16 protein-coding genes are annotated in these 23,792 nt (G+C 38.8%); all 16 read left to right on the top strand.

The window, feature by feature from the left end:
• Positions 1 to 16 precede the first annotated feature (16 nt).
• Complete coding sequence (locus AAOP42_RS04680; protein ID WP_349527302.1) at positions 17 to 1,795, top strand: RagB/SusD family nutrient uptake outer membrane protein; 1,779 nt, start codon at positions 17 to 19, stop codon at positions 1,793 to 1,795.
• Between the two features lie 102 nt (positions 1,796 to 1,897).
• A complete protein-coding gene (locus tag AAOP42_RS04675; RefSeq protein WP_349527301.1) occupies positions 1,898 to 4,081 on the top strand; it encodes a Sip1-related alpha-galactosidase in 2,184 nt (727 codons plus the stop codon).
• Positions 4,082 to 4,095: 14 nt separating this feature from the next.
• Positions 4,096 to 4,974, top strand: coding sequence for a 3-keto-disaccharide hydrolase (locus AAOP42_RS04670; protein WP_349527300.1), 879 nt, complete (start codon positions 4,096 to 4,098; stop codon positions 4,972 to 4,974).
• Between the two features lie 29 nt (positions 4,975 to 5,003).
• Positions 5,004 to 5,816, top strand: coding sequence for a sialate O-acetylesterase (locus AAOP42_RS04665; protein WP_349527299.1), 813 nt, complete (start codon positions 5,004 to 5,006; stop codon positions 5,814 to 5,816).
• Positions 5,817 to 6,005: 189 nt separating this feature from the next.
• Positions 6,006 to 7,622 (top strand): metallophosphoesterase family protein, encoded by a 1,617-nt coding sequence (locus tag AAOP42_RS04660; protein WP_349527298.1) that lies wholly within the window; start codon positions 6,006 to 6,008, stop codon positions 7,620 to 7,622.
• A gap of 253 nt (positions 7,623 to 7,875) precedes the next feature.
• Positions 7,876 to 8,490 (top strand): sigma-70 family RNA polymerase sigma factor, encoded by a 615-nt coding sequence (locus tag AAOP42_RS04655; RefSeq protein WP_349527297.1) that lies wholly within the window; start codon positions 7,876 to 7,878, stop codon positions 8,488 to 8,490.
• A gap of 70 nt (positions 8,491 to 8,560) precedes the next feature.
• Positions 8,561 to 9,604 carry a FecR family protein gene (locus AAOP42_RS04650; RefSeq protein WP_349527296.1) on the top strand — a complete coding sequence of 348 codons (1,044 nt, stop codon included), beginning with the start codon at positions 8,561 to 8,563 and terminating at the stop codon, positions 9,602 to 9,604.
• Positions 9,605 to 9,736: 132 nt separating this feature from the next.
• Entirely contained in the window at positions 9,737 to 13,099 is a 3,363-nt protein-coding gene (locus AAOP42_RS04645) for a SusC/RagA family TonB-linked outer membrane protein (protein WP_349527295.1), read from the top strand.
• 10 nt (positions 13,100 to 13,109) lie between these two features.
• Positions 13,110 to 14,843, top strand: a complete 1,734-nt coding sequence (locus AAOP42_RS04640; RefSeq protein WP_349527294.1) for a RagB/SusD family nutrient uptake outer membrane protein — start codon at positions 13,110 to 13,112, stop codon at positions 14,841 to 14,843.
• A gap of 164 nt (positions 14,844 to 15,007) precedes the next feature.
• Entirely contained in the window at positions 15,008 to 16,462 is a 1,455-nt protein-coding gene (locus AAOP42_RS04635) for a glycoside hydrolase family protein (protein ID WP_349527293.1), read from the top strand.
• A gap of 78 nt (positions 16,463 to 16,540) precedes the next feature.
• On the top strand, positions 16,541 to 17,386 hold the full coding sequence (locus AAOP42_RS04630; protein WP_349527292.1) for a sigma-70 family RNA polymerase sigma factor: 846 nt from the start codon (positions 16,541 to 16,543) through the stop codon (positions 17,384 to 17,386).
• Positions 17,387 to 17,455: 69 nt separating this feature from the next.
• Complete coding sequence (locus tag AAOP42_RS04625) at positions 17,456 to 17,917, top strand: carboxymuconolactone decarboxylase family protein (RefSeq protein WP_349527291.1); 462 nt, start codon at positions 17,456 to 17,458, stop codon at positions 17,915 to 17,917.
• Between the two features lie 292 nt (positions 17,918 to 18,209).
• Positions 18,210 to 20,624, top strand: a complete 2,415-nt coding sequence (pheT, locus tag AAOP42_RS04620) for a phenylalanine--tRNA ligase subunit beta (RefSeq protein ID WP_349527290.1) — start codon at positions 18,210 to 18,212, stop codon at positions 20,622 to 20,624.
• A 2-nt stretch (positions 20,625 to 20,626) separates the two neighbouring features.
• Positions 20,627 to 20,923 (top strand): hypothetical protein, encoded by a 297-nt coding sequence (locus AAOP42_RS04615; RefSeq protein WP_349527289.1) that lies wholly within the window; start codon positions 20,627 to 20,629, stop codon positions 20,921 to 20,923.
• A gap of 13 nt (positions 20,924 to 20,936) precedes the next feature.
• On the top strand, positions 20,937 to 21,221 hold the full coding sequence (locus AAOP42_RS04610) for a cell division protein ZapA (RefSeq protein ID WP_349527288.1): 285 nt from the start codon (positions 20,937 to 20,939) through the stop codon (positions 21,219 to 21,221).
• Between the two features lie 174 nt (positions 21,222 to 21,395).
• Positions 21,396 to 22,961, top strand: a complete 1,566-nt coding sequence (gene rny, locus AAOP42_RS04605; RefSeq protein ID WP_349527287.1) for a ribonuclease Y — start codon at positions 21,396 to 21,398, stop codon at positions 22,959 to 22,961.
• The last annotated feature ends 831 nt before the right edge of the window (positions 22,962 to 23,792 follow it).

The raw sequence follows: 23,792 nt of genomic DNA, 5'->3' as shown, positions 1-23,792 counted from the left end.
TAAAAATGAAAAGAAAATGAAATCATTTATATATATACTTTTTGCTTTACTGTTAATAGCTTCAGGTTGCTCTGAAGAATGGTTGGAGCCAGATCCAAAATCCTTTTTCTCACCAGAAAATACCATAGTTGATAAAGCAGGGATTGATGCGGTAGTTACCAGCTTAAACAGAAACCTTAGGACTGAAAAAGGACAGCTTGAGCAAAATTATATCCATGGTGAATGGAACTACTCGGATATGACAGTGAATGGCGCTCCCCCGGCAAATGTTCTCCATAATCTGGAGCTACAAATGACACCAAATTCTACAGAAGATGGAGAACCCATCGAGTATTGGAAATTAGCTTATTTAAGTATCAAGGATGCTAATCTAATTATCTCCAGGGCACCAGTCATCGACTTATCAGAAGTTGATCTGAATGAAGCATTGGCAAAAGCCTATTTTCATCGATCTTACTGGTACTATAGATTGGTGCACCAATTTGGGGATGTTCCATTCATTGCTGAAGAAGTCACTTCTCCAAAGCTGGATTTTTATACGCATTCAAGGGAAGCTATTCTGCAACAGATCACTGATGATATGGAATTTGCTGTTCAGCATTTACCAGAGGATGTACAACCCGGGGATGTAAATCAGGCAGCAGGATCATTTTTATTAACCAAATGCTATCTGTCTCTTCGTGAATTTGATAATGCCATTACAGAAGCCTCAAAAGTGATTGATGGCGGTAAGTATGCTTTAATGACCTCTCGATTTGGTACCACAGAGTCTGAGTTTCTAACCTTTCCCTTTCTGGATCCAAATGGTTTCGATGTACTATGGGATTTACATCAGAAAAACAATAAAAGCTTACCGGAAAACACGGAGAAAATACTGGTAGTCCAGGATCAGTTTAACGTCATAGGCAATACTGGTGATGCTGGTGTAGCGAAGATGCGCGATACTGGCCCGGTATGGTGGCAAGCCAGAGACCCAAATGGAGTGAGAGCATGTACGGATCAGGACTTTGGAACAGGATTAAATATGATTCAACAACTGGGTAGGGGAGTAGGTCGTGTAGTTCCCAGCCAATTTTTTAGAGACTTAAGATTAGAAGATCCAAATGACCTGAGGTATTCACAAAATAACTGGTTTGGCATGGAAAGGTATGTGTATAATGATCCAAAATCAGCCTATTACGGCCAGCCATTTGATCCGGATTTCGTAACGGATATGCGTCAATGGTATCCAATTGCATACAATAAGACTGTTTATATCGATGAAACCGGAAATACAAGGCCAGACAGATCATCAAGTGATGAATATATTTATCGCCTGGCAGAGCTCTATTTATTAAGGGCAGAAGCCTATTGGTGGAAAAATGATATTCCCAATGCCACTACAGATGTCAATGCTGTTCGGACAAGAGCCCAGGCAAACCTTGTTGCTTCAGTGGATATTGATTACATTTTTGACGAGAGAGCAAGGGAGCTGTACCTTGAAACACCAAGAAAAACAGAATTAACCAGGGTAGCTTATATTATGGCTCAATTAGGTAGAGATGGTTATACGCTCGAAAATATGACTACCAATAACTGGTTTTATGATCGGGTAATGTCAAGAAACCATTTTTATGAGGAGGAGATTCTTCAGGGCTCAAATATCTATCGTATGTTGCCATACCATGTTTATTGGCCAATCAAAGAGACACATATTCGGGCAAATTCTTTGGGATATATTAATCAGACTCCCGGTTATCCTGGGTCGGAAAATAATATTGAACCGCTTACTGATCCATTACAACAAAAGCCTTAATAACAAGGAAAAGACTACAAACACAATCGCTTTCCTTCCATTATTTGGAAAGTGGTTGTGTTTATTTTTATTAAAACATCAAACTAAAAGAAACTATTGAAAATGGGTAGCATTAAAAAATGGGGTTTGCCGATATTATTTTTTGGAACTATTCTTTCCTTTGGGGCCACATCTTGTTCCAATAAAAACAAAGCTCAACCGGAAATTGTTAAGGAAAATGCAATCAATATAAGTGCAGATAAAACCTCCAATTTAGTCAGTCTTGCGTCACCCGATGCAGGTTCAACAAGAAGGCAAATCATTCTACCTGAGTTCGAAAAATATTGTCATATAGCAGCAGATTCTAATCAGTTTCGTTGGATTGGGGCGAGTAACAGGATGTTTCCCTGGGTTGGTAAAAATGACCTTAATTCCATATTTAATAAAAAAACACCAACTCCACCCCGCATTCCTTCTCCCAATAGGAGAGCCATGCTCATGATCTTTGCACTTGCGAATGGCAAATACCTGAGTATTATGCCACTGTCGGGAGAAGCATCGGTAAGCTGGTTGGAAACTATGGATGACGGAAAACTGATCGTTGACTATGGTACTTTGGGGACTGACCCTGTTCCAGCCAAGACAGAAGTGCCCCTGATAGCATGGGCTGTTGATGATAACATATATGGCTCTATGGCTCAAATATGGCAGGACGTAACAGAAAGCAAGCTCTATAAGGGAAAAGCAAGCTTAAGAGAACAAAAGGAATACCCTGAAGCTATGAAATACCTTGGATGGTGCACCTGGGAGCAATATCATAAGGGCATCAGTGAAGAAGTAATGACAAACGCTTTTGATCGAATTGAAGCATCTAACATTCCGGTGCGTTGGGTTCTTATTGATGACGGACATCAAACTGCCGCAAAAGGAGATAAGATGGTTTCAATGAAGCCAGATAGTACCAGATTTCCAAATGGATGGAAGCCTGTCATTGCAAGAAAAAAAGAAGATAAAGTAAAATGGATAGGGATATGGCATACACTTTTGATGCATTGGGGAGGCGTGTCATCAGAGCATGATATGTCAAATTTAGCTCCGTATCTAATGCCACAGCCTGATAAAAACATCAACAAACTCCCAAAAGACAACCAATACTTAAGCGAATCATCAGCAAAAGCAGATGCTCTGATTCCAAAAGATAACATAGAAGACAGTGAGAAGTTTTATATGGAATTTATGAGAATGGTTAAGGATTTTGGTTTTGACTTTATCAAAACTGATAATGTTTCCCGCTCCACAATAGAATACTATGGCACTGCCAATGCCGCAAGGGCTCAGAAAAACAATGTGCTTTCTCTGGAAAAGGCTTGTGCTGAGCATCAATTGGGCTTAATGAACTGTAGTGCACAAAATACTATTGGCATGTTGAATGCCACCAACAGTGCTACCATGAGAACCAGCCCCGACTACCAAAAGCATAATATTGCTACCTCGAAATCTCAAATTCTGCAATCAGTATTCAATGTTGTCTGGCTTGGACAAACCCTATGGCCGGACCATGACATGTTTCATTCGTCTGACCTGGAAGTAGGGGAAACCATGTCTGTAACCAAAGCCATGTCAGGAGGGCCAATCTATTTATCAGACGATCCCGCAGATTTTAACAAAGATGTTATTTTGCCATTGTGCTATGAAGATGGGTTGTTAATCAGACCGGAAGCCCCAGGAGTGCCATTACCTGAGAGCATCTTCAATGATGCCTTATATGAAAATGAAAAGCTATATAAAGTAATTTCTCCACTTAAGAATAATTCATGTGCAATAGCTACATATAACCTGAGTGTAACTTCAGAAGGACAATTAACAACCAAAATTATCTCGAAAGACTATACTTACTCTCCTGCTATGATGCAGCCCTTCGATGGGTTGTGGGATGTTCCAAAAGAAGGATTGGTTATCTACGATTGGAAAGCACAAAAGGGAGAAGTACTTGAAAATGAGGGTTTTGAGGTGGATATTGATGGATTTGGTCATAAGCTATACTTGTTATGTCCGATTGTAAATCAATGGGCGGTTGTTGGAAGACCTGATAAGTATTTGTCACCAAGTACGGTTGAAATATTGAATACTTCAGCCAATCAGATATCAATCCAGCTAAAAGAGTCTGGCCCGATAGTACTGTATTCAGGGGCAGGCTTTCCACTTTCTAAGTCTCTTAAATTTACCGATCAGGGGAATGGGTTTTATTTGGGTAAGCCAATTGGAAAATTGCCTAATGACAAGATCATAGAAGTATTTGCAAATTAATGCTTGTTAGTAAAATGGGTAATTCAAAAAAGTTCACATTCAACCTAATAGTTGTAGTTTCTTTACTGATTATATGCTTGTTGAGCTCGTATGATTCTCTTCGCTCCACTACTTCAGAATTTAAAGAGCTGTTTAATGGAAAGAATTTGAAGGGTTGGTACACCTACCAGAGAAAACCAGAACCTACGTCCAAAGTGGAAGGATTAAAAATGGAGGATGGCAAATATGTAGAGCCGATTGGATTGAATAAAGATCCTTTAAATGTTTTTACAGTAGTACAAAATGATGGTGCGCCAGCCATTCGTATTTCCGGGGAGACCTTTGGTATTTTGGTAACAGATCAGGAATATGAAAATTATCATTTGACTATGGAGTTTAAGTGGGGGGAGAAGAGGTATCCACCACGAGAGAACAGCAAGCGAGACAGTGGAATACTTTATCATTCTGTCGGAAAGGAAGGTGTACGGGGTGGAGTCTGGATGCGATCAGTAGAATGTCAGGTTCAGGAAGGAGATGTTGGGGATTTATGGTGTGTCGATTCTACCACTGCTCAAGTGAAGACCATACAGTTAAAGAACAAAAAGTTTAAATACTATCCACAAGCACCTTTTCAGACAATTGATATGAGAGGAGATAGATTTTGTCAGAAATCAATTGACAATGAAAAAGAAAAAGGCGAATGGAATCGTCTTGATATTTATGCTTACATGAGAGAAAGTGTCCATTTGATAAATGGAAAAAAGAACATGCATTTATTCAATATAGGACAGATAGTCAACGGAAAAGTTGAGCCATTAACCAAAGGGAAAATTCAAATTCAGTCAGAAGGAGCTGAAATATTCTATAGAGATATTAAGATCAGACCAATTGATGAGATACCAGTTTTTTTCTGAGAACTAGTTGAAATTTTAATCATATAACAATGTGTAGAGTATTTAAAATTTGTCTTTTGTTTGTAGTACTGATAGGGTGTGGTGAAGATATGGACGGGCAAATTCCGGTTATAACCAAGGAATTAGAATTACCTTTAAAAGAGAACCTTTGGATTTTTATGATGGCAGGGCAATCCAATATGGCTGGCAGAGCTACTATTGAACCTAAAGATAAACTCACAAATAATAGAATTTTAACGATTAATAGTAAGAACGAAATTATTGTAGCCAAAGAACCATTACATTTTTACGAACCATCAGGAGCGGGATTGGATTGTGGTATTTCTTTTGGCACAGAAATGTTGAAAAGCATTCCTGAAAACGTTTCGATATTACTGATACCAATGGCGGTTGGGGGCAGTTCTATTACACAATGGATCAACAATGATACTCATCGGGGAGTAAACCTTCTTAGTAACTTTACACAAAGGTTAAAATCTTCTCAAAACCTTGGTATTATAAAAGGAATACTCTGGCATCAGGGAGAGGCAGATGCTCATAGCGAAAACGCTATTCAGGTGTATGAAGACAATATGAGAACACTGTTTGGTAAGTTTCGCACGATTGCAGGAAATATATCTTTGCCAATAGTAGCAGGAAAATTGGGTTCTTATGCCGTTAACCAAACCAGTTGGGATAAGATCAATGAATCTATTGTAGCTTATTCCCTTTCGGATGAATTTTGTGAGGTGATTGAAACTTCTGATTTGGAAGACAAAGGCGATAGAGTACACTTTAATTCGAACGCTCAAAGAATTTTAGGAAAAAGGTATGCTGAAGTCATGTTGAAATGGGTGAAGTAATTTACTTCAGAAAAAAGGTAAAGGATTAAGTATTATCCATAATAAAGTAATTTCTGGTAAATGAAGCACTATACGATTTTCTTTTAGGTGAAAAAATATTAATTTAAACCTCAGAACATTAGTTGACTCCTCAAATTAGCCTGAAAATTGATTTTTTCTTATTTATTCACTCGCTAATACTAATTAAACATGAACAAACTTTTAGGCATTATTATGTTGCTTGTTTTGGCTGTGGCATGCAATGGGCCAAAGCAACAAGCTACAATGGAACCGCCAGTTAAGGCACCTTTCTCCAATGTGGACACACTCGCTATTAATGATTGGTGGAATAGGTCTGACAATCCAATTGTCAATTTGAAAGTGGAAAGGAAAGATGTGGTAGCCTTTGGTATTTACACCGTGTCCAACAATGTATTGAAACTGTCTGCTCAATTGTTTCCATTATACCCGAATGAAAGCAGGGAAGTAAGGCTCGCAATCAAAGAAGGCAATAGCTGGAAGGAAATCCAAAAACAACAGGTAAACGACCTGGGTTGGTCTGCTCTTTTTCGGGTAGAAAACTGGGACAGTTCTAAGGATACAGCCTATCGTTTGTCTCATGGCACTGAAGCAACTTTTGAAGGGTTGATAAGGAAAGACCCTCGGGATAAAAGTGAGATTGTATTGGCAGCAATGTCTTGCAATAGCAATAAAGACCGTGGAGACAGAGCCAATTATGTTAGAAACATAAATTACCAAAACCCGGATTTGATTTTTTTTGGTGGAGATCAGTCTTATGACCATACAGAGCATACTGCCGCCTGGTTAAAATTTGGTATGCAGTTCAGAGAGATTTTTCGAGAACGGCCATGTGTCACCATTCCCGATGATCATGACATTGGACAGGGCAACCTGTGGGGTGAATATGGCAAAAAGGCTTCCAGCAGAGCTGGTAGTGACGGGGGATATTTTTTCCATCCCGAATATGTGAAAATGGTGGAAAGGTGTCAGACATCACATCTTCCGGATCCATACGACCCTACGCCTGTCAAGCAAGGGATTGGTGTTTATTATACCAACCTCATAGTTGGAGATGTTGATTTTGCTGTCATTGAAGACCGCAAATTTAAATCAGGACCAGAAGGAAAGATTCCCCAGCAAGGGCCCAGGCCAGACCATATCCGAAACCCTGATTATGATCCCGCATCTATAGATGTTGAAGGATTGGAGTTGTTGGGTGGCAGGCAAGAAAAATTTCTGGATGAATGGGGCAAGGATCAGAACCCGGCCATGAAGGCTGTACTTTCTGCGACAGGGTTTTGTGGAGGAGCACATTTACATGGCAGGAAAGAAAACCGTCTCCATGCCGATTTGGATTCCAATGGATGGCCACAAACAGGAAGGAACAATGCGTTGAAAGCCATCAAAAAAGCCAATGCGGTACATATTGCCGGGGATCAGCATCTGGCAACCGTTATCCATCATGGTACGGATGAATTTGAAGATGGCCCATGGGCTTTTGTAGTACCTGCTTTGGTCAATAATTATTATAGCAGGTGGTGGTGGCCGGAAGATGAAAAACCGGGGGAGAACAACAATGATATACTACCCTGGACCGGTAGATATCTGGATGGGTTCAACAACAAGATTACCATGCAGGCTTATGTAAATCCTGAAAGCCCTTCAAAGGGAGGTGGGTATGGTTTGATCCGTTTCAACAAAGATGATAAAGAAGTCACATTCGAATGCTGGCCAAGAAATGCAGATGTGCCTTCAGGGCAGTCCAAACAATTTACAGGCTGGCCCATCACTGTGTCTGTGGACTAGACAGGAGCAATAAGTGGTTTTGTCTCTGCCAGTTGGTGCTGTTTGATTAAAAAGGAATAGCCTATTCAAGCATACATCTGCTATTCTTTTTTTGCAAAAAAATAAAAACAGTTACGTGTTGCTTTTGTGTGTGTGTCTTAGATAAGAATATACCAGATGCTATTTGATTAAGGAGTTTTTTTAGCGATAGCAACTCCAGAATATGTTTGCTAAATTTGATAAAGGGCATTAGATACTCAACAATACGCGTACTATGATAGATGTTGACTGTATTTGGAAAAAAATATGTGAGGAGAATGACCCGCAGGCTTTCAGCGATTTTTTTGATCATTTTTATCCTAAGCTTTTTGGTTTTAGCCTTCAATATGTCAAAATCCCGTCGGGAGCAGAAGAAGTTGTTTCTGATGTCATTTATAACCTGCTAAAAGACAAGAACAGAAAAAAACATATAGACCGTGTAAATGCTTATTTATTCCAGTCGGTAAAGAACAAGAGTCTCAACTGGCTGAGAGATCGTAAAAAGAATGAGAATTTTGACAGTATCGAGCAGGTGGAGGATTATATCATTGAAGAATCTGAAATCCTGGATATTGAGCCCGGAGATTTGGAGGTTTTCCAACTTCTCGAAGACTGCATAAGCCAATTACCTACTCAGCGCCAGATGGTTTACAGGCTTTTGAGGGAAGACGGTCTGTTTCTGGATGAAGTTGCAGAATTGTTAAACCTTTCCAAAAGGACAGTTGAAAAACACCTTGAACTAGCCGTAAAGGAGCTTTGCCAACAATTGAAATCCTACCTTCAGGATCAAAGACACCACCCCAAAATCAGAAAATTGTTTCCCAGAAGTTTTGTTTTCTTTTTTCTCTAAATAAAAATCAAAACCCGTTACGTAAATCCTTTCTTTTCGGGTCTTAGGTACAAGATATAGATATTTCGCTATGAGTAACAACCATATATATCAGGTGATTTCCCGGCACTTTGTAAATACACAGAGCAAGAAAGATGAATCGGATCTCAGGGTTTGGATCAATGAGAATGAGGAGAACAAATCTCTTTATGAAAAAATAGAAAATCACTGGCACTCTGCAGACTATAAAAAAACTACCATTTTTAAGCACGATGAAGTGAAAAGTGAGATATGGGAAAGAATTAATGGTAAGAATGCTATTTTCCTAAAAACTAAAGGATCAAATCGAGTAAATGAGTATTTGAAGTATGCTGCAGTCATATTAATTATGGTGTGTTCAGGGCTGGTCGTTTATTTTCAATCCAATAAAGAAATCAATAACAATATTGACAACCAACTTATAACCAAATCCAATACCGCTGGAAGAAAATCCGAAATCCATTTGAAAGATGGTACGGTAATTAATTTAAATGCCGAAAGTGAATTGTCCTACCATGAAGTGTTTTCAGATACAGCCAGAATGGTATGGCTGGAAGGTGAGGCTTTTTTTGATATAGCTAAAGATGCTGCAAGACCCTTTTATGTGATATCACAGAATGTAGTTGTACAGGCATTGGGTACTTCGTTTAATGTGTCCGGTTTTCCTGAGCAGGATAAACTCATAGTAAGCCTGACTACAGGTAAAGTCAGGGTTAGTGAAAAGAGTGGTGAGTGGTTGAGCCAATTGACACCACAAATAGCTTTGTTGCCAGGGCAGGAGGTTTATTATCAAAAAGACACAAAGACATTTTCTTCCATACAAGAGTTTGAAGCAGATGAAGTACTGGGATGGAAAGATGGCTTACTATCCTTTCATAAAGCCAATTTGAAAGATATCCAAACCAAACTGGAAAGGTGGTATGGTGTAGATATACAGTTGATCACACCGTCGGAAAAAGAGTTGAATTATACAGGTCAATTTAAAAAGCAAAGCTTAGAAAATGTACTAACGAGCATGGGATTTGTTAACAATTTTGACTTTGAAATCAACAATAAAAATGTCCTTTTAAAATTTAAAAATGAAGCCTATGAATAGATGCCAGACTTAAAGAAAGAAAAAGACCGATAACAATTCCCCAATCGTTATCGGCCGGATCATCGCATTGCCTCTATGTCGCAAAACACCAGCAATGCAATCAATTAATGTTCAATTAATCATATCAAAACTATGAAAATCAATTTACAAAGACTAATAATATATGCCATGAAGTTATCTTTTGTCGGTATATTTTCTCAGTGCTTATTACTAAACCTCCTCATGGCGGGCAATACTGAAGCTCAAAAAAAAACCAGTGTAAAGGAAGTAATAATCAATATTGATGTTAAGGAAGCATCAGTATTACAGCTTTTTGAAAAGTTGGAGGAGAAGACACAATTTCAATTTACCTACGATTACAATACAATAGCTAAAAACAAAGCAAGGATAAGCCTTTCGGAAAAGCAGAAGAGTGTAGAAGAGGTCTTATTAAAAGTATCAAAGGAAGCCAGACTTAGGTTCAGACAAGTTGACAACAATATCAATGTCAACCCACTGAAAGGGAAATTAGATAGTGCAATAGAAATAGTTGCAGCTGATGTAGAAATCTCGGGGAAAATTTTAGATGAAAATGGGAAAGGCCTTCCAGGTGCATTGATAGTTGAAAAGGGTACGACAAATGGCTCTACTACTGACTTAGAAGGTAATTATAAACTAGTTCTGGCTGAAGGAGCTACTATTACAGTTTCATTTGTAGGGTATCTTACTCAGGATATTGTGATTGGAAGCCAGAGTGTTATTGATGTCTACATGCAGTCCGATAACGGAATTCTAGAAGAAGTGGTTGTTGTAGGCTATGGTACTAGTTCAAAACAAGCAGTAACAGGAGCTGTCGCAACTGCAGATTTAGACACCTATAATCAAGTTCCGGTAAACAATGTCATTGAAACGGTGAAAGGAACACTTCCAGGCTTGAACGTAAGCGGTATTAATTCCGCTGGTCAGGTGGCTGAGATTACGGTTAGAGGTCAAAACTCGATTGGAGCGAGTAATGCTCCATTGGTTGTGGTCGATGGTATCATTTACAATGGTTCTCTTGGTGATATACGATCTGGCGACATAGAAAGTCTGACGGTATTGAAAGATGCAAGTGCGGCCGCTATATATGGTGCAAGGTCTGCTAACGGAGTTATCCTCATTGAAACAAAAAAAGGAGGTGGCATGGATGGGAAGCCACGATTCAACCTAAAACTAGTGAATGGTGTTTCCAATCAATTGGAACCTAATCCGGTTTATACGGATGGTTATTTTCAAAATATACTTGATATCAGAGAAGCCCAAGGCCTAGATGCAGACCCAAACCTCATAGATACCTATTTGACGGAAGAGGAGCAGAAAAATTATAATGCCACTCCTGATCATAAGTTTACTGTGGCAGATCCCAATAAACTGGGCATACGACAGGGCTACTTCAGAAGTGCTGATGTGAGTATGTCTAATAATACAGCACACGGGAACTATTTTATTTCTTTGGGATATACTGGTCAAGAGGGGGTAGTGATCAATGATAATTTTAAGCAATTTACAGCTAGAATTAATAATAGTACTGACTTAACAGATTGGCTCAACTTTTCAGTGCTTACATCGGCAAGTTTGAGAGATTTTTCGGGTTCAGAGCCATCAGTAACAGCTGCTACTCGCATGAGTCCTTATGCAAGCATTTATGATGAAAATGGAGACCCGGTTAGATATCCTAACACTACAACATCTGTATCTAGTCCGTTATATTCAATAGCAACTGAGCATCTTGATCGATCAAATAGTTTGAATGGTGCCTTTAAGTTAAGGTTTGATGTTCCTTGGTTGGAAGGACTTTCGTTTACATCAACCTATTCTAATAATTTCAGATGGGGTACCGACCATCGATTTTATGGAGAGTTTACTGGTAGAGGGGAAGATAATAGTGGTGCTGGCGATAGATCCTATAGTAGCAATTATTATCGGTTATTTGACAACCTGATCAGCTTTAATCGCTTATTTGCTGATAAGCATTTGATTAACGTGACGATGCTTTACTCACGCGAGCAAACCACTTGGCAAAGTGAAAAATTGGAAGCTAGTGGTTTTGATAATTATGCTTTGGGTTCATACGGTTTATCGAATGGTACCAATCAATCTGTTCAGACAGGTGGAGGTGAAAGTGCGGCAATTGGACAGATGGGACGTGTTAACTATACCTATGATGATAAGTACAGTGTTACGGCTACCTTGCGGCGTGACGGTTACTCTGCCTTCAGTGAAAATAATAAATGGGGATTATTTTCATCTATCGGCATAAATTGGAATATTATCGAAGAGAGTTTTATGTCAGGATTAGACGCTGTAAGCAATCTGGCATTGTCTGCTTCTTATGGAAGCGTTGGTAACAGATCCATTGATCCATATACTACTCTGGCTCGAATTTCTACCGATAAGGTTATTTTCGCAGATAATAATGATTATATAGTTACTCAGGGAATATCCAGCCTTGCAAATGCTGATTTGGGTTGGGAAAAAACGATCGGCCTTAATGTTGGACTTGGTTTTGGTGTGATAAAAAACCGGGTTACTGGTAGGTTAGACTTCTATAGCACGACAACTACTGACTTGATTTTTGAGTTGCCAGTCCCATTCGCATCAGGTGCAGAATCTGAGGATGTAGGTCAGTTAGCAACCGTATTAGACAATATTGGTGAAATCAAAAACAAAGGATTTGAGCTGTCTATTAACTCTCAGAACATAGTCAATAAAGATTTTTCCTGGACCAGCAATTTTAATTACTCAATCAACCGAAATAAAATTGAGACAATCTTTGGTGAAGATAATGATGGTGATGGCAAAGAAGATGATTTGCCCCAATCCAACCTTTTTATCGGTAAAAGTTTAGGTGCTATTTACGATACTAGAGTTATTGGTATGTGGCAGGAAGAGGATAGCGATATCATGACTGGGTTAAGGCCAGGAGATTACTTGATTGAAGATATAAATGGAGATGGAGTTATTTCTTCAGAGGATGATCGTCAGATCATTGGTAATACAAACCCTAATTTCAGATGGAGTTTGACTAACACGTTTAAGTACAAGGATTTCTCATTGATGGCTTACGTGTATTCCATTTGGGGAGGGAAAGACTGGTATCTATCTGGAGAGAATAATCCTCACCAAGATTTTGGTGTGGACAGAACCGACATCAATCACCCGATTTATGATTATTGGACACCTACGAATACAGGGGCGGAATTTCCTAGACCAGATTATGGAGATGCTGCTTATAGAAGTAAGAAATATTACGATCGTAGTTTCATCAAGCTTCAAAAAGTGGCACTCTCGTATGACTTTAGTAGGTTAGTTGAGCCAACTGGTATTAATGGGCTTACACTCACCTTGAGTGCTGATAACCTTTGGCTACATGCGCCGCATTGGGACGGGCTGGACCCGGAGACCGAACAAGGTTTGACGAATGATGCCAGACCATCCATCAGAACCTATTTACTCTCATTATCAGCTAACTTTTAATTAAAAGGTCATGAAAAATATTAGATATATCTTCTCAATAATAGTGCTATGTTTTGTGGCGGTCTCTTGTGATCATAATGAGTTGTTGACGGAAAATCCAAAAGACTTTTTCAGCCCAAGCAATGCCTTTAAGACTGAGCAAAACTTTGTTTCCGCGTTGGCGGATATTTATCTCGACAATAGGAATAATTTCTACAGTTCATCAGACGATGTTTCCAATTATAGCTTATTGGGTGCTGACTTAGATCTAACATATACAAGACAAGATGCTGTGGGAGTTTTCACAAATGAATATTTTGATTGGAATACCTTCAACGCCGATGCTCCTTTTGTATCTAAGTGGTATGGTACATTTTACCAATTGATCTTCAAAGCCAATACCATCATTGATAGAATTGATGATATCACTTGGGATTCAGAGGAAGATCGTGACGCCATAGTGGCGGAAGCCAGATTTTTAAGGGCACACTACTATCGTTTGCTTGCGAACATGTGGGGAGGAGCCCCTTTGATTTTGGAGGAAACCAAGGCTCCAAGATTTGATTATACCAGAGAAACACGAGAAAATGTGTATCTACAATGCAAGGCAGATCTGGAGTATGCAACCCAGCATATGTACACTGTCGATCAGGTTCCTGGAGGGAGAGCTCCAAAAGCAGCAGCCTATCACGTGTTGGCAGAGGTCAACATTCAGCTGGGTGATTATCAGGATGCTATTGATGCTGCATCTGCTGTGATTGATGGCGGAAATTACGCTTTGATGACATCAAGATTTGGTCTGTTTTCTGATTTTCAATGGAGAGGGTATGATTATATCGGTCCAGATGAACCATGGGGAGATGTGTACTGGGATATGTTCCGAAAAGGAAACTTCAATAGATCCGCTGGAAATACAGAAACCATATGGAACTGCCAATTTGAGTTCGATGTAGTGGGGGGTGCGTCCACCGATCGAACAGAGGGTAATTTTGGAATAGAAAGACACTTAGGCGGTCCTATTTACTGGAATGGTGGTCAGATTAGCGACCTGAATGGTGTAAGAAATGTGTACAAGGATACCTTGATGGGAAGACCTACAGGAGTTAATGGCGCAACTGACTATTTGAGAAACCAGATTTGGAATTTTAATGGCGATTTCAATAATGATATCAGGAATTCCAAGTACAATATTCAGCGGACTTACTACTGGAATAATCCTGAGAGCGCATTTTTTGGAACGCCCTGGAGTGAGGCTACTTGTAATCCAGCACAAGTAGAACGCTTTAATGGTGGTAGAATTAATCAGCCATCATTCAAAAAGAATGTAGAGCTGAAACATGAGGCCTATAAAGTTCAAGACGGTGAAGACAATTCCGACGGACGAATCTTCAAAGACTGGTATATCATGAGGCTTGCTGAAACCTATTTGCTACGAGCGGAAGCTTACCATCTAAATGGTGATAATGGCTCAGCTGCTGCAGATATCAATGCGGTTAGAAATAGGGCTCAGGCAACATCCGTGACTGCTGGTGATGTTGACTTAGATCTTATTCTGGATGAAAGAGCTCGTGAATTGCATTTTGAGGAGTATCGTATGAATACATTGTTGAGAATGGGAAAATTGGCAGAGTACCTGCGGAAGTATCACTCTGCGACCCTTGAAAACGGATATACAATACCTGATCACTACAATCTTATGCCGATTCCTAGTAGTGAGATCGAAGCAAACAAAGATGCTGTCTTGGAGCAAAATACTGGTTATTAGGTCATTTTACCTTAATGCCGTGGCAGGATGCCACGGCATTTTAAAAGCAATCATAAAACAAGACCTCTGATTTCAAAGCTTTGTGCAAGGTTGCGATGCAGACTTGCATGGTTGAGTTCGAGATCACAAATCAATCAAATAACAATTTTTTTAAAGACCACAAGATGTCAAAGACCTATATAAGAACAATGCTTCTTGCATTCATCCTATTTTCATTTCTTAGAAGCTATGCACAGGGAGATAGCTTTACCAATGCTGCGGATTACGGTTTTTCGCCAAATGCCACAGGAGTAGCCAACGCAAAGGCGTTACAAAAAGCCTTGGATCAGGGAGGAAGCATTATTGTCAGCAAGCCAGGTACCTACAAAGTGGCCGGTACATCCTATATTGGTAGCAATACATCGATAGAATTTGGCAAGGGCGTGATCCTTCAAAAGGTGGATGAAGAAGGAACCTTTTCCCATGTGCTTCTGAACAAAGGTGCGCTGACCCGAACTTGGGATGAGCATATTGCGGTGAAGGGACTTCATGTAAGTGTAAATGGAGTGGTTAAGCGGTACGATAAAATTTTTGGCCTTAGGGGTCAAATCGCTTTTTTCTATGTAAAGGATTTGAGAATAGAGGGTTTTAGATGCTATGATATAGAAGGAGTTCAGTTCAGTGTACATGTTTGTACGTTCGAAGACCTGATTATTGATGATACCATTTTGAGAGGGGATAAAGATGGAATTCATCTTGGACGAGGAAATCGATTCAGGATTTCGAATGCAGTATTTCAGACCTTGGATGATGCACTAGCTTTAAATGCTCACGACTATGCGACCTCCAATCCAGAAGTAGGTTGGATTGAAAATGGTGTGATAGAAAACTGTTACGATTTGCCCCTTGAAGGACAACCTATCGTCGGGTATTTCTGTCGCATTCTAGCTGGTGGATGGATCGATTGGGAAGAAGGCTTGAAATTACAAAATGCTGATGCAGTGGTCAGTAATGGTAGAATTTATCGGGTTGATGGAATTGGTTCAGATGGCAAGCCAGATAAAAAAAACTATGTAACGAAAACCCAACCAACGCATACAGAAGGCACGAAAGTGGTGGACGGCATCAGGTGGGTGATGATGCAGGATGATGTACAATACACCGCAGGAGTAAGAAATGTGGTTTTTAGAGACATTTTTCTGAAAAAGCCCCGTAGTACATTTTCCATCCATTTTGACAATAGTAGTTGGAGCCGATCTTATTATCCTGGAGCTGAAATTCCACAGCAGAAAAAGATGTTGTTTGATAATATCAATGTACTTCATGATGGAATCCTTCCTTTCGTAAAAGTGAATACCCCAGTAGATGTATTCACTATTACGAACTCAAGCTTGAGAAATTCGGGCATGCTTTTTCATGGTAAAAAGGGAGCCGTTCCAGATTACATGAAGACACATATTAATTTTTATGGCAATGTTTTAAATGCTACTGGTGAAATGAATTTTTTAGAGAACCAGGTTCCTGGCAAAGAGATCATTCTTAACACTTCTAATAACACAGAAATCTCTGATAATTTTAAGGCCATAGTAAATAAAGGAGAAGGAAACGTGACCATTGATTCTGACCTCACAGGATTGTAGTAAATGAGACAAGACTAGATATGTCACACTCCACCCCCTTGCTGTGTCTGTATATAATCACTAATATTGTTGATACAGATGAAGGACTACCAAAACATACTATTTCCTTATGCCTATAATATACTGGGGTCGGCAGAAGACGCCAGAGATGCCATTCAGGATGTATTGTTGAAATATACTGATAAGGGCATAACCCCGGAAAATGAAAAAAACTATTTGATCAAAGGAGTAGTTAATCAGTCGATCAATGCCAAGAGACAGAAGAAACGTTTCGAGCAAAATGACAGTTGGTTACCAGAACCAATATCTACCGAAAAAGCAGATTTGAGTGTTGAGTTGCGGGAGATGGTTTCTTACTCCATGCTGCATCTGCTTGAGCGTCTGGGTACCAAAGAAAGAGCGGTATTTATTCTCAAAGAAGCATTTGCCTATAGCCATCAGGAAATTGCAGAGGTGTTGTCTGTTTCAGTAGATAATTCCAGAAAATTACTGAGCAGAGCACACCAAAAAGTGCAACAAAAAAAGAAGACGGTACTCACACCCTCGTCGGATCATTTTGAATTTATAGAACGTTTTACTGCGGCCGTAATTGGTAAAAATCTTAGTACACTACATGACTTATTGGCGGTAGATATAGAATACAATGCCGATGGTGGAAATAAAGTGAAAGTCCTTAAACATTATTGTCAGGGTTTTGAAGAGGTAACTGATCTTATTGTATTTGCTTTCCATAAGTATCAAACCAATTATACAATCAAACCATCAGTAGTCAACCATCAGCCTGCTTTGTTGTCTTATTATAGGGATAAACTAATGATTTGTCAGGTTTTTGAATTTCAAGATGATCCTTTCAAAATAAAAAGCATTCACGTGATACTCGATCCTGTGAAGCTGAATGCACTTCGTAAAGAAAATAATTACTGATTGTCACATACTTTCAGGCTTTTGTGTCTTCGAGTTGAAATTGATTTTTAAAACTAAAAAAACAAAAACATGAAAGAGAGAATTTCTTATCAGGAACTGGACTCGGGTTTATTGGCAGGAGTCAACAAAACAGAAGTGTACCTGCATTCATCAGGGTTTGATAAAAAACTTTTGGAACTGGTAAAATACAGAGTGTCCCAGATTAATGGCTGTGCTTTTTGTCTGGATATGCACCATCAGGAGGCAGTCAATTTAGGTGAAAGTGAACTTCGGTTGCATTCAGTAGTTGCATGGAGAGACTGTCCGTTTTATTCAGATCAGGAGAAAACCACACTCAACTTTGCGGAGGTGCTTACCAATGCTAATCATCAGGATGTAGAAGATGATTTATATGCTCAGTTGACACAGTTCTATTCAAAAAAGGAAATAGCTGTTTTGACTGTGGCCATTACAAATATCAATACCTGGAACAGGATCAACAAAGTTTTCAAAACAATTCCCGGTAATTATAAAATAGGACAATTTGGATAAACTCCGATGGTTGGGCAAGAGAAACACTCTTGTCCGATCATTATTACCTAACTCAAAGTCATCTAAATATTTCTTCAAATCCACAGTTTTTCACCTTCCCGGATTTGTTTACTACACCTCTCTCAAATACATTCTAATCAACATTTTGTACTCAATGCTAAATGTGTAGTTTTGCAGCTTGTTTGGGATAAATGGATGGATACAAATTGTCAATGTATTGCCATAGCCTTCAAACAAAACTTTCAAAAGAATAGATTGGGTGCAGAGCACCTTTTTGAGACAATAGAAGAAAATGAAAATTTCATTAAACTGGTTAAAAGACTATATTTCTTTAGACGAAAGTCCTGAGGAAGTAGCAGCAGTACTTACTGCTACAGGATTGGAAGTAGAAGGACTGGAAACATACCAGCAGATAAAAGGAGGATTGGAAGGTGTGGTGATCGGTGAAGTACTGACATGTGAGAAACATCCTGATGCTGATAAACTGAAAATAACTACTGTAGATATTGGAGCTGAAGAACCGTCGCAAATAGTGTGTGGTGCGCCTAATGTAGCAGCCGGACAAAAGGTGCTGGTTGCCACCCTCAATTGCATCCTTTATCCGGAAGGGGCTGAACCATTTACGATCAAAAAAGCTAAAATAAGAGGCGTGTCTTCTCAGGGGATGATTTGTGCTGAAGATGAGTTGGGACTGGGAGCTTCGCACGATGGCATTATGGTACTGGATACCAAACTAAAAAATGGTACACCAGCAGCAGCTTATTTCAATTTAGAAGATGATACCGTATTTGAAATTGGCCTTACGCCAAACCGGGCAGACGGAGCTTCTCATTTTGGAGTGGCCAGAGATTTGAAAGCGGCTTACAGAAGAAAAATAAAACAAGTAGATGTTTCTGATTTTATGGTTGACAATACTTCAAATCCGATAGAAGTAATTGTCGAAGATGCAGAGGCTTGTCCCAGGTATAGTGGGGTAACGATTTCGAACCTTACTGTCAAACCTTCACCGGATTGGCTGCAACATCGGCTGAAAAGCATTGGCCTTGCTCCTATCAATAACGTAGTGGACAGCACCAATTACATACTTCATTCTCTTGGCCAGCCTCTACACGCATTCGATAAGGATGAAATCAAAGGAAATAAGGTGGTGGTGAAAACTCTGCCAAAGGATACTCCTTTCGTTACCCTCGACAATGTGGAGAGAAAATTGTCAGCCGATGATTTGATGATTTGCAATGAATCAGAAGGCATGTGCATTGCCGGAGTGTTTGGAGGAGCCAGGTCAGGAGTAAAAGACACAACGACCTCTATATTTTTGGAGTCAGCATATTTTTCTCCAGATTTTGTGAGAAAGACATCCATGTTTCATGGGTTGAAAACAGATGCTTCTTTTAGGTTCGAAAGAGGAACGGATCCTAACATGACTGTTTTAGCACTGAAGGCTTGTACTTTGCTGATCCAGAAAGTAGCCGGAGGTGAGATTTCTTCAGATATAGTTGATGTATATCCAAATCCGATTTTGAATTTTGAGGTGACAGTGAAATACAAAAACGTTGACAGACTGATCGGGAAAGAGATAGCACATGATAGAATAAAAGAAATACTTACTGATCTGGATATCATCGTTTCCAATGAAACAGAGGAGGGATTCAGTTGTTCAATACCACCTTATCGTGTAGATGTACAGCGTGAGGCAGACGTGATTGAAGAAATTCTCAGGATTTATGGGTATAACAACATTGAGTTGGAAGAAAGCTATGGAACAGATTTTCTGGCTGATTTTCCATCACCTGACAGAGACAAGATTCAGGAAAAAGTCACCTTGCTATTGTCTTCTATAGGCTACAATGAAATACTTACAAATTCCCTGACCAATCCGGAATATGTGGAGAAATCCGGAATTTGGAATTCAGAAGAAAATGTTATGATCCTCAATAAACTGAGTGAAGAACTGGGCGTCATGAGGCAGTCGTTGATTTTTTCAGGACTTGAAGTGATCAAATACAATGTCAACAGAAAGCAGAAGAACCTGAAGTTCTTTGAATTTGGAAGGACATATAATTTTACTGAAGGAACTTATAAAGATGACAATCACCTGGCTCTTTTCATTACCGGAAATCAATCAGATGAACACTGGAGGTCAGATGTTGCTCAGGTAGAATTTCACGATTTGTCAGTCGTAGTTTATAAAGTATTGAATTGCTTCAATATAGGTGAAATAGATTCTGAGCCTGCTGCTAATCAATCCTTTGAATATGGATTGGATTTGTCTGTTAATGGTAAATGTCTGGCTTCAGTTGGTCAGCTAAAAGGTAGCTTTCTGAAAGCGACAGATGTCAGTCAACCGGTGTTTTTTGCTGATATCAATTGGAATGCTTTGTTGCAATTTTCAGGTAAAAAATTACTGTATAAGCCCGTGTCAAAATTTCCAGAGGTAAGGAGAGATTTGTCTTTGGTAATTGAAAAAAATGTGACTTTTAACCAAATAAAAAAACTGGCACTAAAAGAAAATAAAAAGTTACTGAAGAGAATTAATGTTTTTAGTGTTTATCAGGGAGAAAATATTGGAGAGAATAAAAAATCTTACGCATTAAGTTTTATATTACAGGATGAATTCAAAACACTTAATGACAAGCAAATTGACAAGGTGATGAGTGGGTTGATAAGAAGTTTTGAAGAAAATTTAGGGGCAATAATTAGAAAATAAAAATGACTGACAATCCTTTGCGCTCAGAATTAAACAACCTCGAAAGGAAATTAATTTTGCTTCTGAATGAACATAAAAAGCTGAAAGAGGGAGTACAGACCCTGAAAAAAGAAAATCAAGAATTAAGAGAAGTTATAAAAGTGAAAGAAACCGTTTTGGTTGATTTCCAAAATCAAGATAAAATAAGTAAAATTGTGAATGGCATGGTAGTGGATGAAGGAAACACTACAGAGTTAGTTGAAGTGATAGATGAATATATTAAAGAAGTTGATAAGTGCATTGCTCAGTTGAGCGAATAGACTTTTAAGCTCAATGAACGAACTTTCAATAAAAATTAAGATAGGAAACAGAGAATACCCAATGAAGGTTAAGGCCGAAGATGAATTGGTTTTAAGACAAGCTGGAAAAAAAATAAATGAAAAAATAAAATCTTATCAGGATCAATTTGGAATTGATGATTTTCAAGACCTTTTGGCTATGACTACTATAGATTGTTTTGTTGAAAAACTTCAGTCTGTGGAAATTCGGCAAAATACTGATGAGGTTGCTCTGGATCAAGTATCTAAATTGAATAAGCTCATATCGAGCGAAATATAGTTCACCTATCTATTGATGCAAAATAAAATGTACCTGATCCGTTAATTTGGAAAAGGTTGAATTAGACTCTCAATCTGAGATTGTATTTTGTTGGACATCATTTAAAAGCTTTCTATTCTGATAATTACCCTTTCATACGCTAACCGTGGTAACTATAACTATATATAATACATCATGGATGGTATAACATATCAATTAATATTTCTGGTAGTGGGTCTCGTAGCAGGTGCTCTAATTACTAAATTTTTTGTAAAAAGCTCCAATAAGAAAGTGTTGGAAGAGGCTGAAGATAAGGCTAAAAGCATTATCAAAGAGGCTGAATTGAACTCTGAAAATATCAAGAAGGAGAAGGTGATTGAAGCCAAGGAGAAATTCCTGAAAATGAAATCGGAATTTGAAGAAGAAGTCAATAGAAAAAAGAGCCAGATTCTAACAAACGAGAATAAGTTGAAACAAAGGGATTCTCAGTTGTCTAAGCAGATTGAAAGAAATAAGAGAATGGAAGCCGAGTTGGAATCGGAAAGAGAAAACCTGACCGCTCAACTGGAAATAGTGAAGAGAAAAAAGGAAGAACTGGATAAAGCAAAGAGTCAGCAGGTTTCCGCTTTGGAAAAAATTGCAAACTTAACTGCAGATGAGGCCATTGAACAAATCAAGACGGCATTGGAAGACGAAGCAAGAACCAAGGCGTCTTCTCACATCAAAGAAATTATCGAAGAAGCAAAACTGACCTCTACCAAAGAGGCCAAAAAGATAGTAATACAAACCATTCAAAGAACGGCCACAGAGCACGCCATTGAAAATTGTGTATCAATTTTCAATATAGAAAGTGACGATGTGAAAGGAAAGATCATTGGACGGGAAGGCAGGAATATTCGGGCACTGGAGGCAGCTACAGGTGTGGAGATTATCGTAGATGATACTCCTGAAGCGATCATTATTTCTGGTTTTGATCCTGTTAGGAGAGAAGTAGCCAGATTGTCGCTGCACAGGCTTGTGACAGATGGTAGAATTCATCCGGCGAGAATAGAAGAAATAGTAGCGAAAACCACTAAAAATATAGAAGAAGAAATAGTAGAGATAGGCGAACGTACCGTGATCGATTTGGGAATTCACGGGTTACACCCTGAACTGATCAAAATGGTTGGTAGGATGAGATTCAGGTCTTCATACGGTCAGAACTTACTGCAACATTCCAGAGAGGTAGCCCATCTATGTGCTACACTAGCTGCCGAATTAGGTTTAAATGCCAAGCTTGCTAAAAGAGCCGGACTACTTCACGATATTGGTAAGGTGTGGCCTGAGGAACCGGAATTGCCACATGCTATTTTGGGAATGGAGCTGGCAATGAAATACAAGGAAAACAAAGAAGTATGTAATGCGATCGGTGCTCACCATGATGAGATTGAAATGACTTCTATGATATCTCCAATCATTCAGACCTGTGATGCCATTTCAGGCGCAAGGCCGGGAGCAAGAAGGGAGATTATGGAATCTTACATCAAGCGATTGAAAGACCTGGAAGCTTTGGCATTGAGTTTTGATGGAGTACATAAGTGTTATGCGATCCAGGCAGGAAGAGAGTTACGTGTGTTGGTAGATGCTGATAATGTAACCGATCAGGTAGCAGGTGATTTGTCATTCCAGATTTCTCAAAAAATAGAAACTGATATGCAATATCCGGGGCAGATTAAAGTAACTGTGATCCGGGAAATGAGATCGGTCAGTTATGCCAAGTAAAATATAATTGTAGGCACAAAAAAAGGACAGCTTAGGTTGTCCTTTTTTTGTGCCTTTTTATCCTGACTTAAGAGTGCGACAAGTGTCCCAAACTATTTGGAAATACATCAGAGTCAGTCAGTTACTTAATATACGATTAATGTATATATATTTGGTGACGTAAGTTTATTTTCGACTGACTCAGGAAGATTTATTACCCTGACAATACCTTTTCTTATAAGTGATTCTAAAAAAAGCATGCCAGGTAAACTACCGAAAATGTTTTTATTCGTATGGTATTAGAATTTTGGTAAAATAGAATTAAGAAGTTCAAGTTTGAGATGTGTTGTAAATGGTCTGTTTTAAGAGTGTTTCTTGGGAGTTTTGTGTTCTTACAATTGCTTGGATGTAAAGCCAGTCAAACATTAAGCAGGTCGAATGATGGGGAGTACTTAACCAACAGCACATATTACGGTTGGAAAGTTGGAAGTGTATGGTTCAATTCAGTTGAACATTTATATTACCTCTCAGATAGCTTAGTTGTTCATAGTATGATATACGAAAAGGAGGTTGTTGAAAAAAAATATGAAATTGAAAAAATTGAATATCGCGGAAAAAGTAAAAGTGTCTATTTTGCCTCTAACATAAACGCTGCATTTGTTTTTGACAGAAGAAATAGATCTATAAAGGTTTACAACTATAATATGAATTTGTACACTTTAAATGCGATTCCCCTAAAGATGCATTTTGGGTTATTAAAGGTGCAAAAGTATAATCCTCCAAAAGGCCAAAGACCTTGTCCTTTGATTTCTCGATACGACTAATCCTATCTAATTTGAGATAATATTTGAT

This window comes from Reichenbachiella sp. MALMAid0571 (genome assembly GCF_040151475.1).
Lineage (GTDB): Bacteria > Bacteroidota > Bacteroidia > Cytophagales > Cyclobacteriaceae > CAXBNB01.
This window is presented reverse-complemented; position numbering and strand designations above follow the sequence as displayed.

What these genes read in the sequence shown, in the direction of transcription:
- AAOP42_RS04680 (WP_349527302.1), top strand. Translation starts at nt 17, where the DNA reads ATGAAATCATTTATATATATACTTTTTGCTTTACTGTTAATAGCTTCA.
- AAOP42_RS04625 (WP_349527291.1), top strand. Translation starts at nt 17,456, where the DNA reads ATGAAAGAGAGAATTTCTTATCAGGAACTGGACTCGGGTTTATTGGCA.
- AAOP42_RS04635 (WP_349527293.1), top strand. Translation starts at nt 15,008, where the DNA reads ATGTCAAAGACCTATATAAGAACAATGCTTCTTGCATTCATCCTATTT.
- AAOP42_RS04670 (WP_349527300.1), top strand. Translation starts at nt 4,096, where the DNA reads ATGGGTAATTCAAAAAAGTTCACATTCAACCTAATAGTTGTAGTTTCT.
- AAOP42_RS04675 (WP_349527301.1), top strand. Translation starts at nt 1,898, where the DNA reads ATGGGTAGCATTAAAAAATGGGGTTTGCCGATATTATTTTTTGGAACT.
- AAOP42_RS04630 (WP_349527292.1), top strand. Translation starts at nt 16,541, where the DNA reads ATGAAGGACTACCAAAACATACTATTTCCTTATGCCTATAATATACTG.
- AAOP42_RS04650 (WP_349527296.1), top strand. Translation starts at nt 8,561, where the DNA reads ATGAGTAACAACCATATATATCAGGTGATTTCCCGGCACTTTGTAAAT.
- AAOP42_RS04655 (WP_349527297.1), top strand. Translation starts at nt 7,876, where the DNA reads ATGATAGATGTTGACTGTATTTGGAAAAAAATATGTGAGGAGAATGAC.
- AAOP42_RS04615 (WP_349527289.1), top strand. Translation starts at nt 20,627, where the DNA reads ATGACTGACAATCCTTTGCGCTCAGAATTAAACAACCTCGAAAGGAAA.
- rny (WP_349527287.1), top strand. Translation starts at nt 21,396, where the DNA reads ATGGATGGTATAACATATCAATTAATATTTCTGGTAGTGGGTCTCGTA.
- AAOP42_RS04645 (WP_349527295.1), top strand. Translation starts at nt 9,737, where the DNA reads ATGAAAATCAATTTACAAAGACTAATAATATATGCCATGAAGTTATCT.
- AAOP42_RS04660 (WP_349527298.1), top strand. Translation starts at nt 6,006, where the DNA reads ATGAACAAACTTTTAGGCATTATTATGTTGCTTGTTTTGGCTGTGGCA.
- pheT (WP_349527290.1), top strand. Translation starts at nt 18,210, where the DNA reads ATGAAAATTTCATTAAACTGGTTAAAAGACTATATTTCTTTAGACGAA.
- AAOP42_RS04610 (WP_349527288.1), top strand. Translation starts at nt 20,937, where the DNA reads ATGAACGAACTTTCAATAAAAATTAAGATAGGAAACAGAGAATACCCA.
- AAOP42_RS04640 (WP_349527294.1), top strand. Translation starts at nt 13,110, where the DNA reads ATGAAAAATATTAGATATATCTTCTCAATAATAGTGCTATGTTTTGTG.
- AAOP42_RS04665 (WP_349527299.1), top strand. Translation starts at nt 5,004, where the DNA reads ATGTGTAGAGTATTTAAAATTTGTCTTTTGTTTGTAGTACTGATAGGG.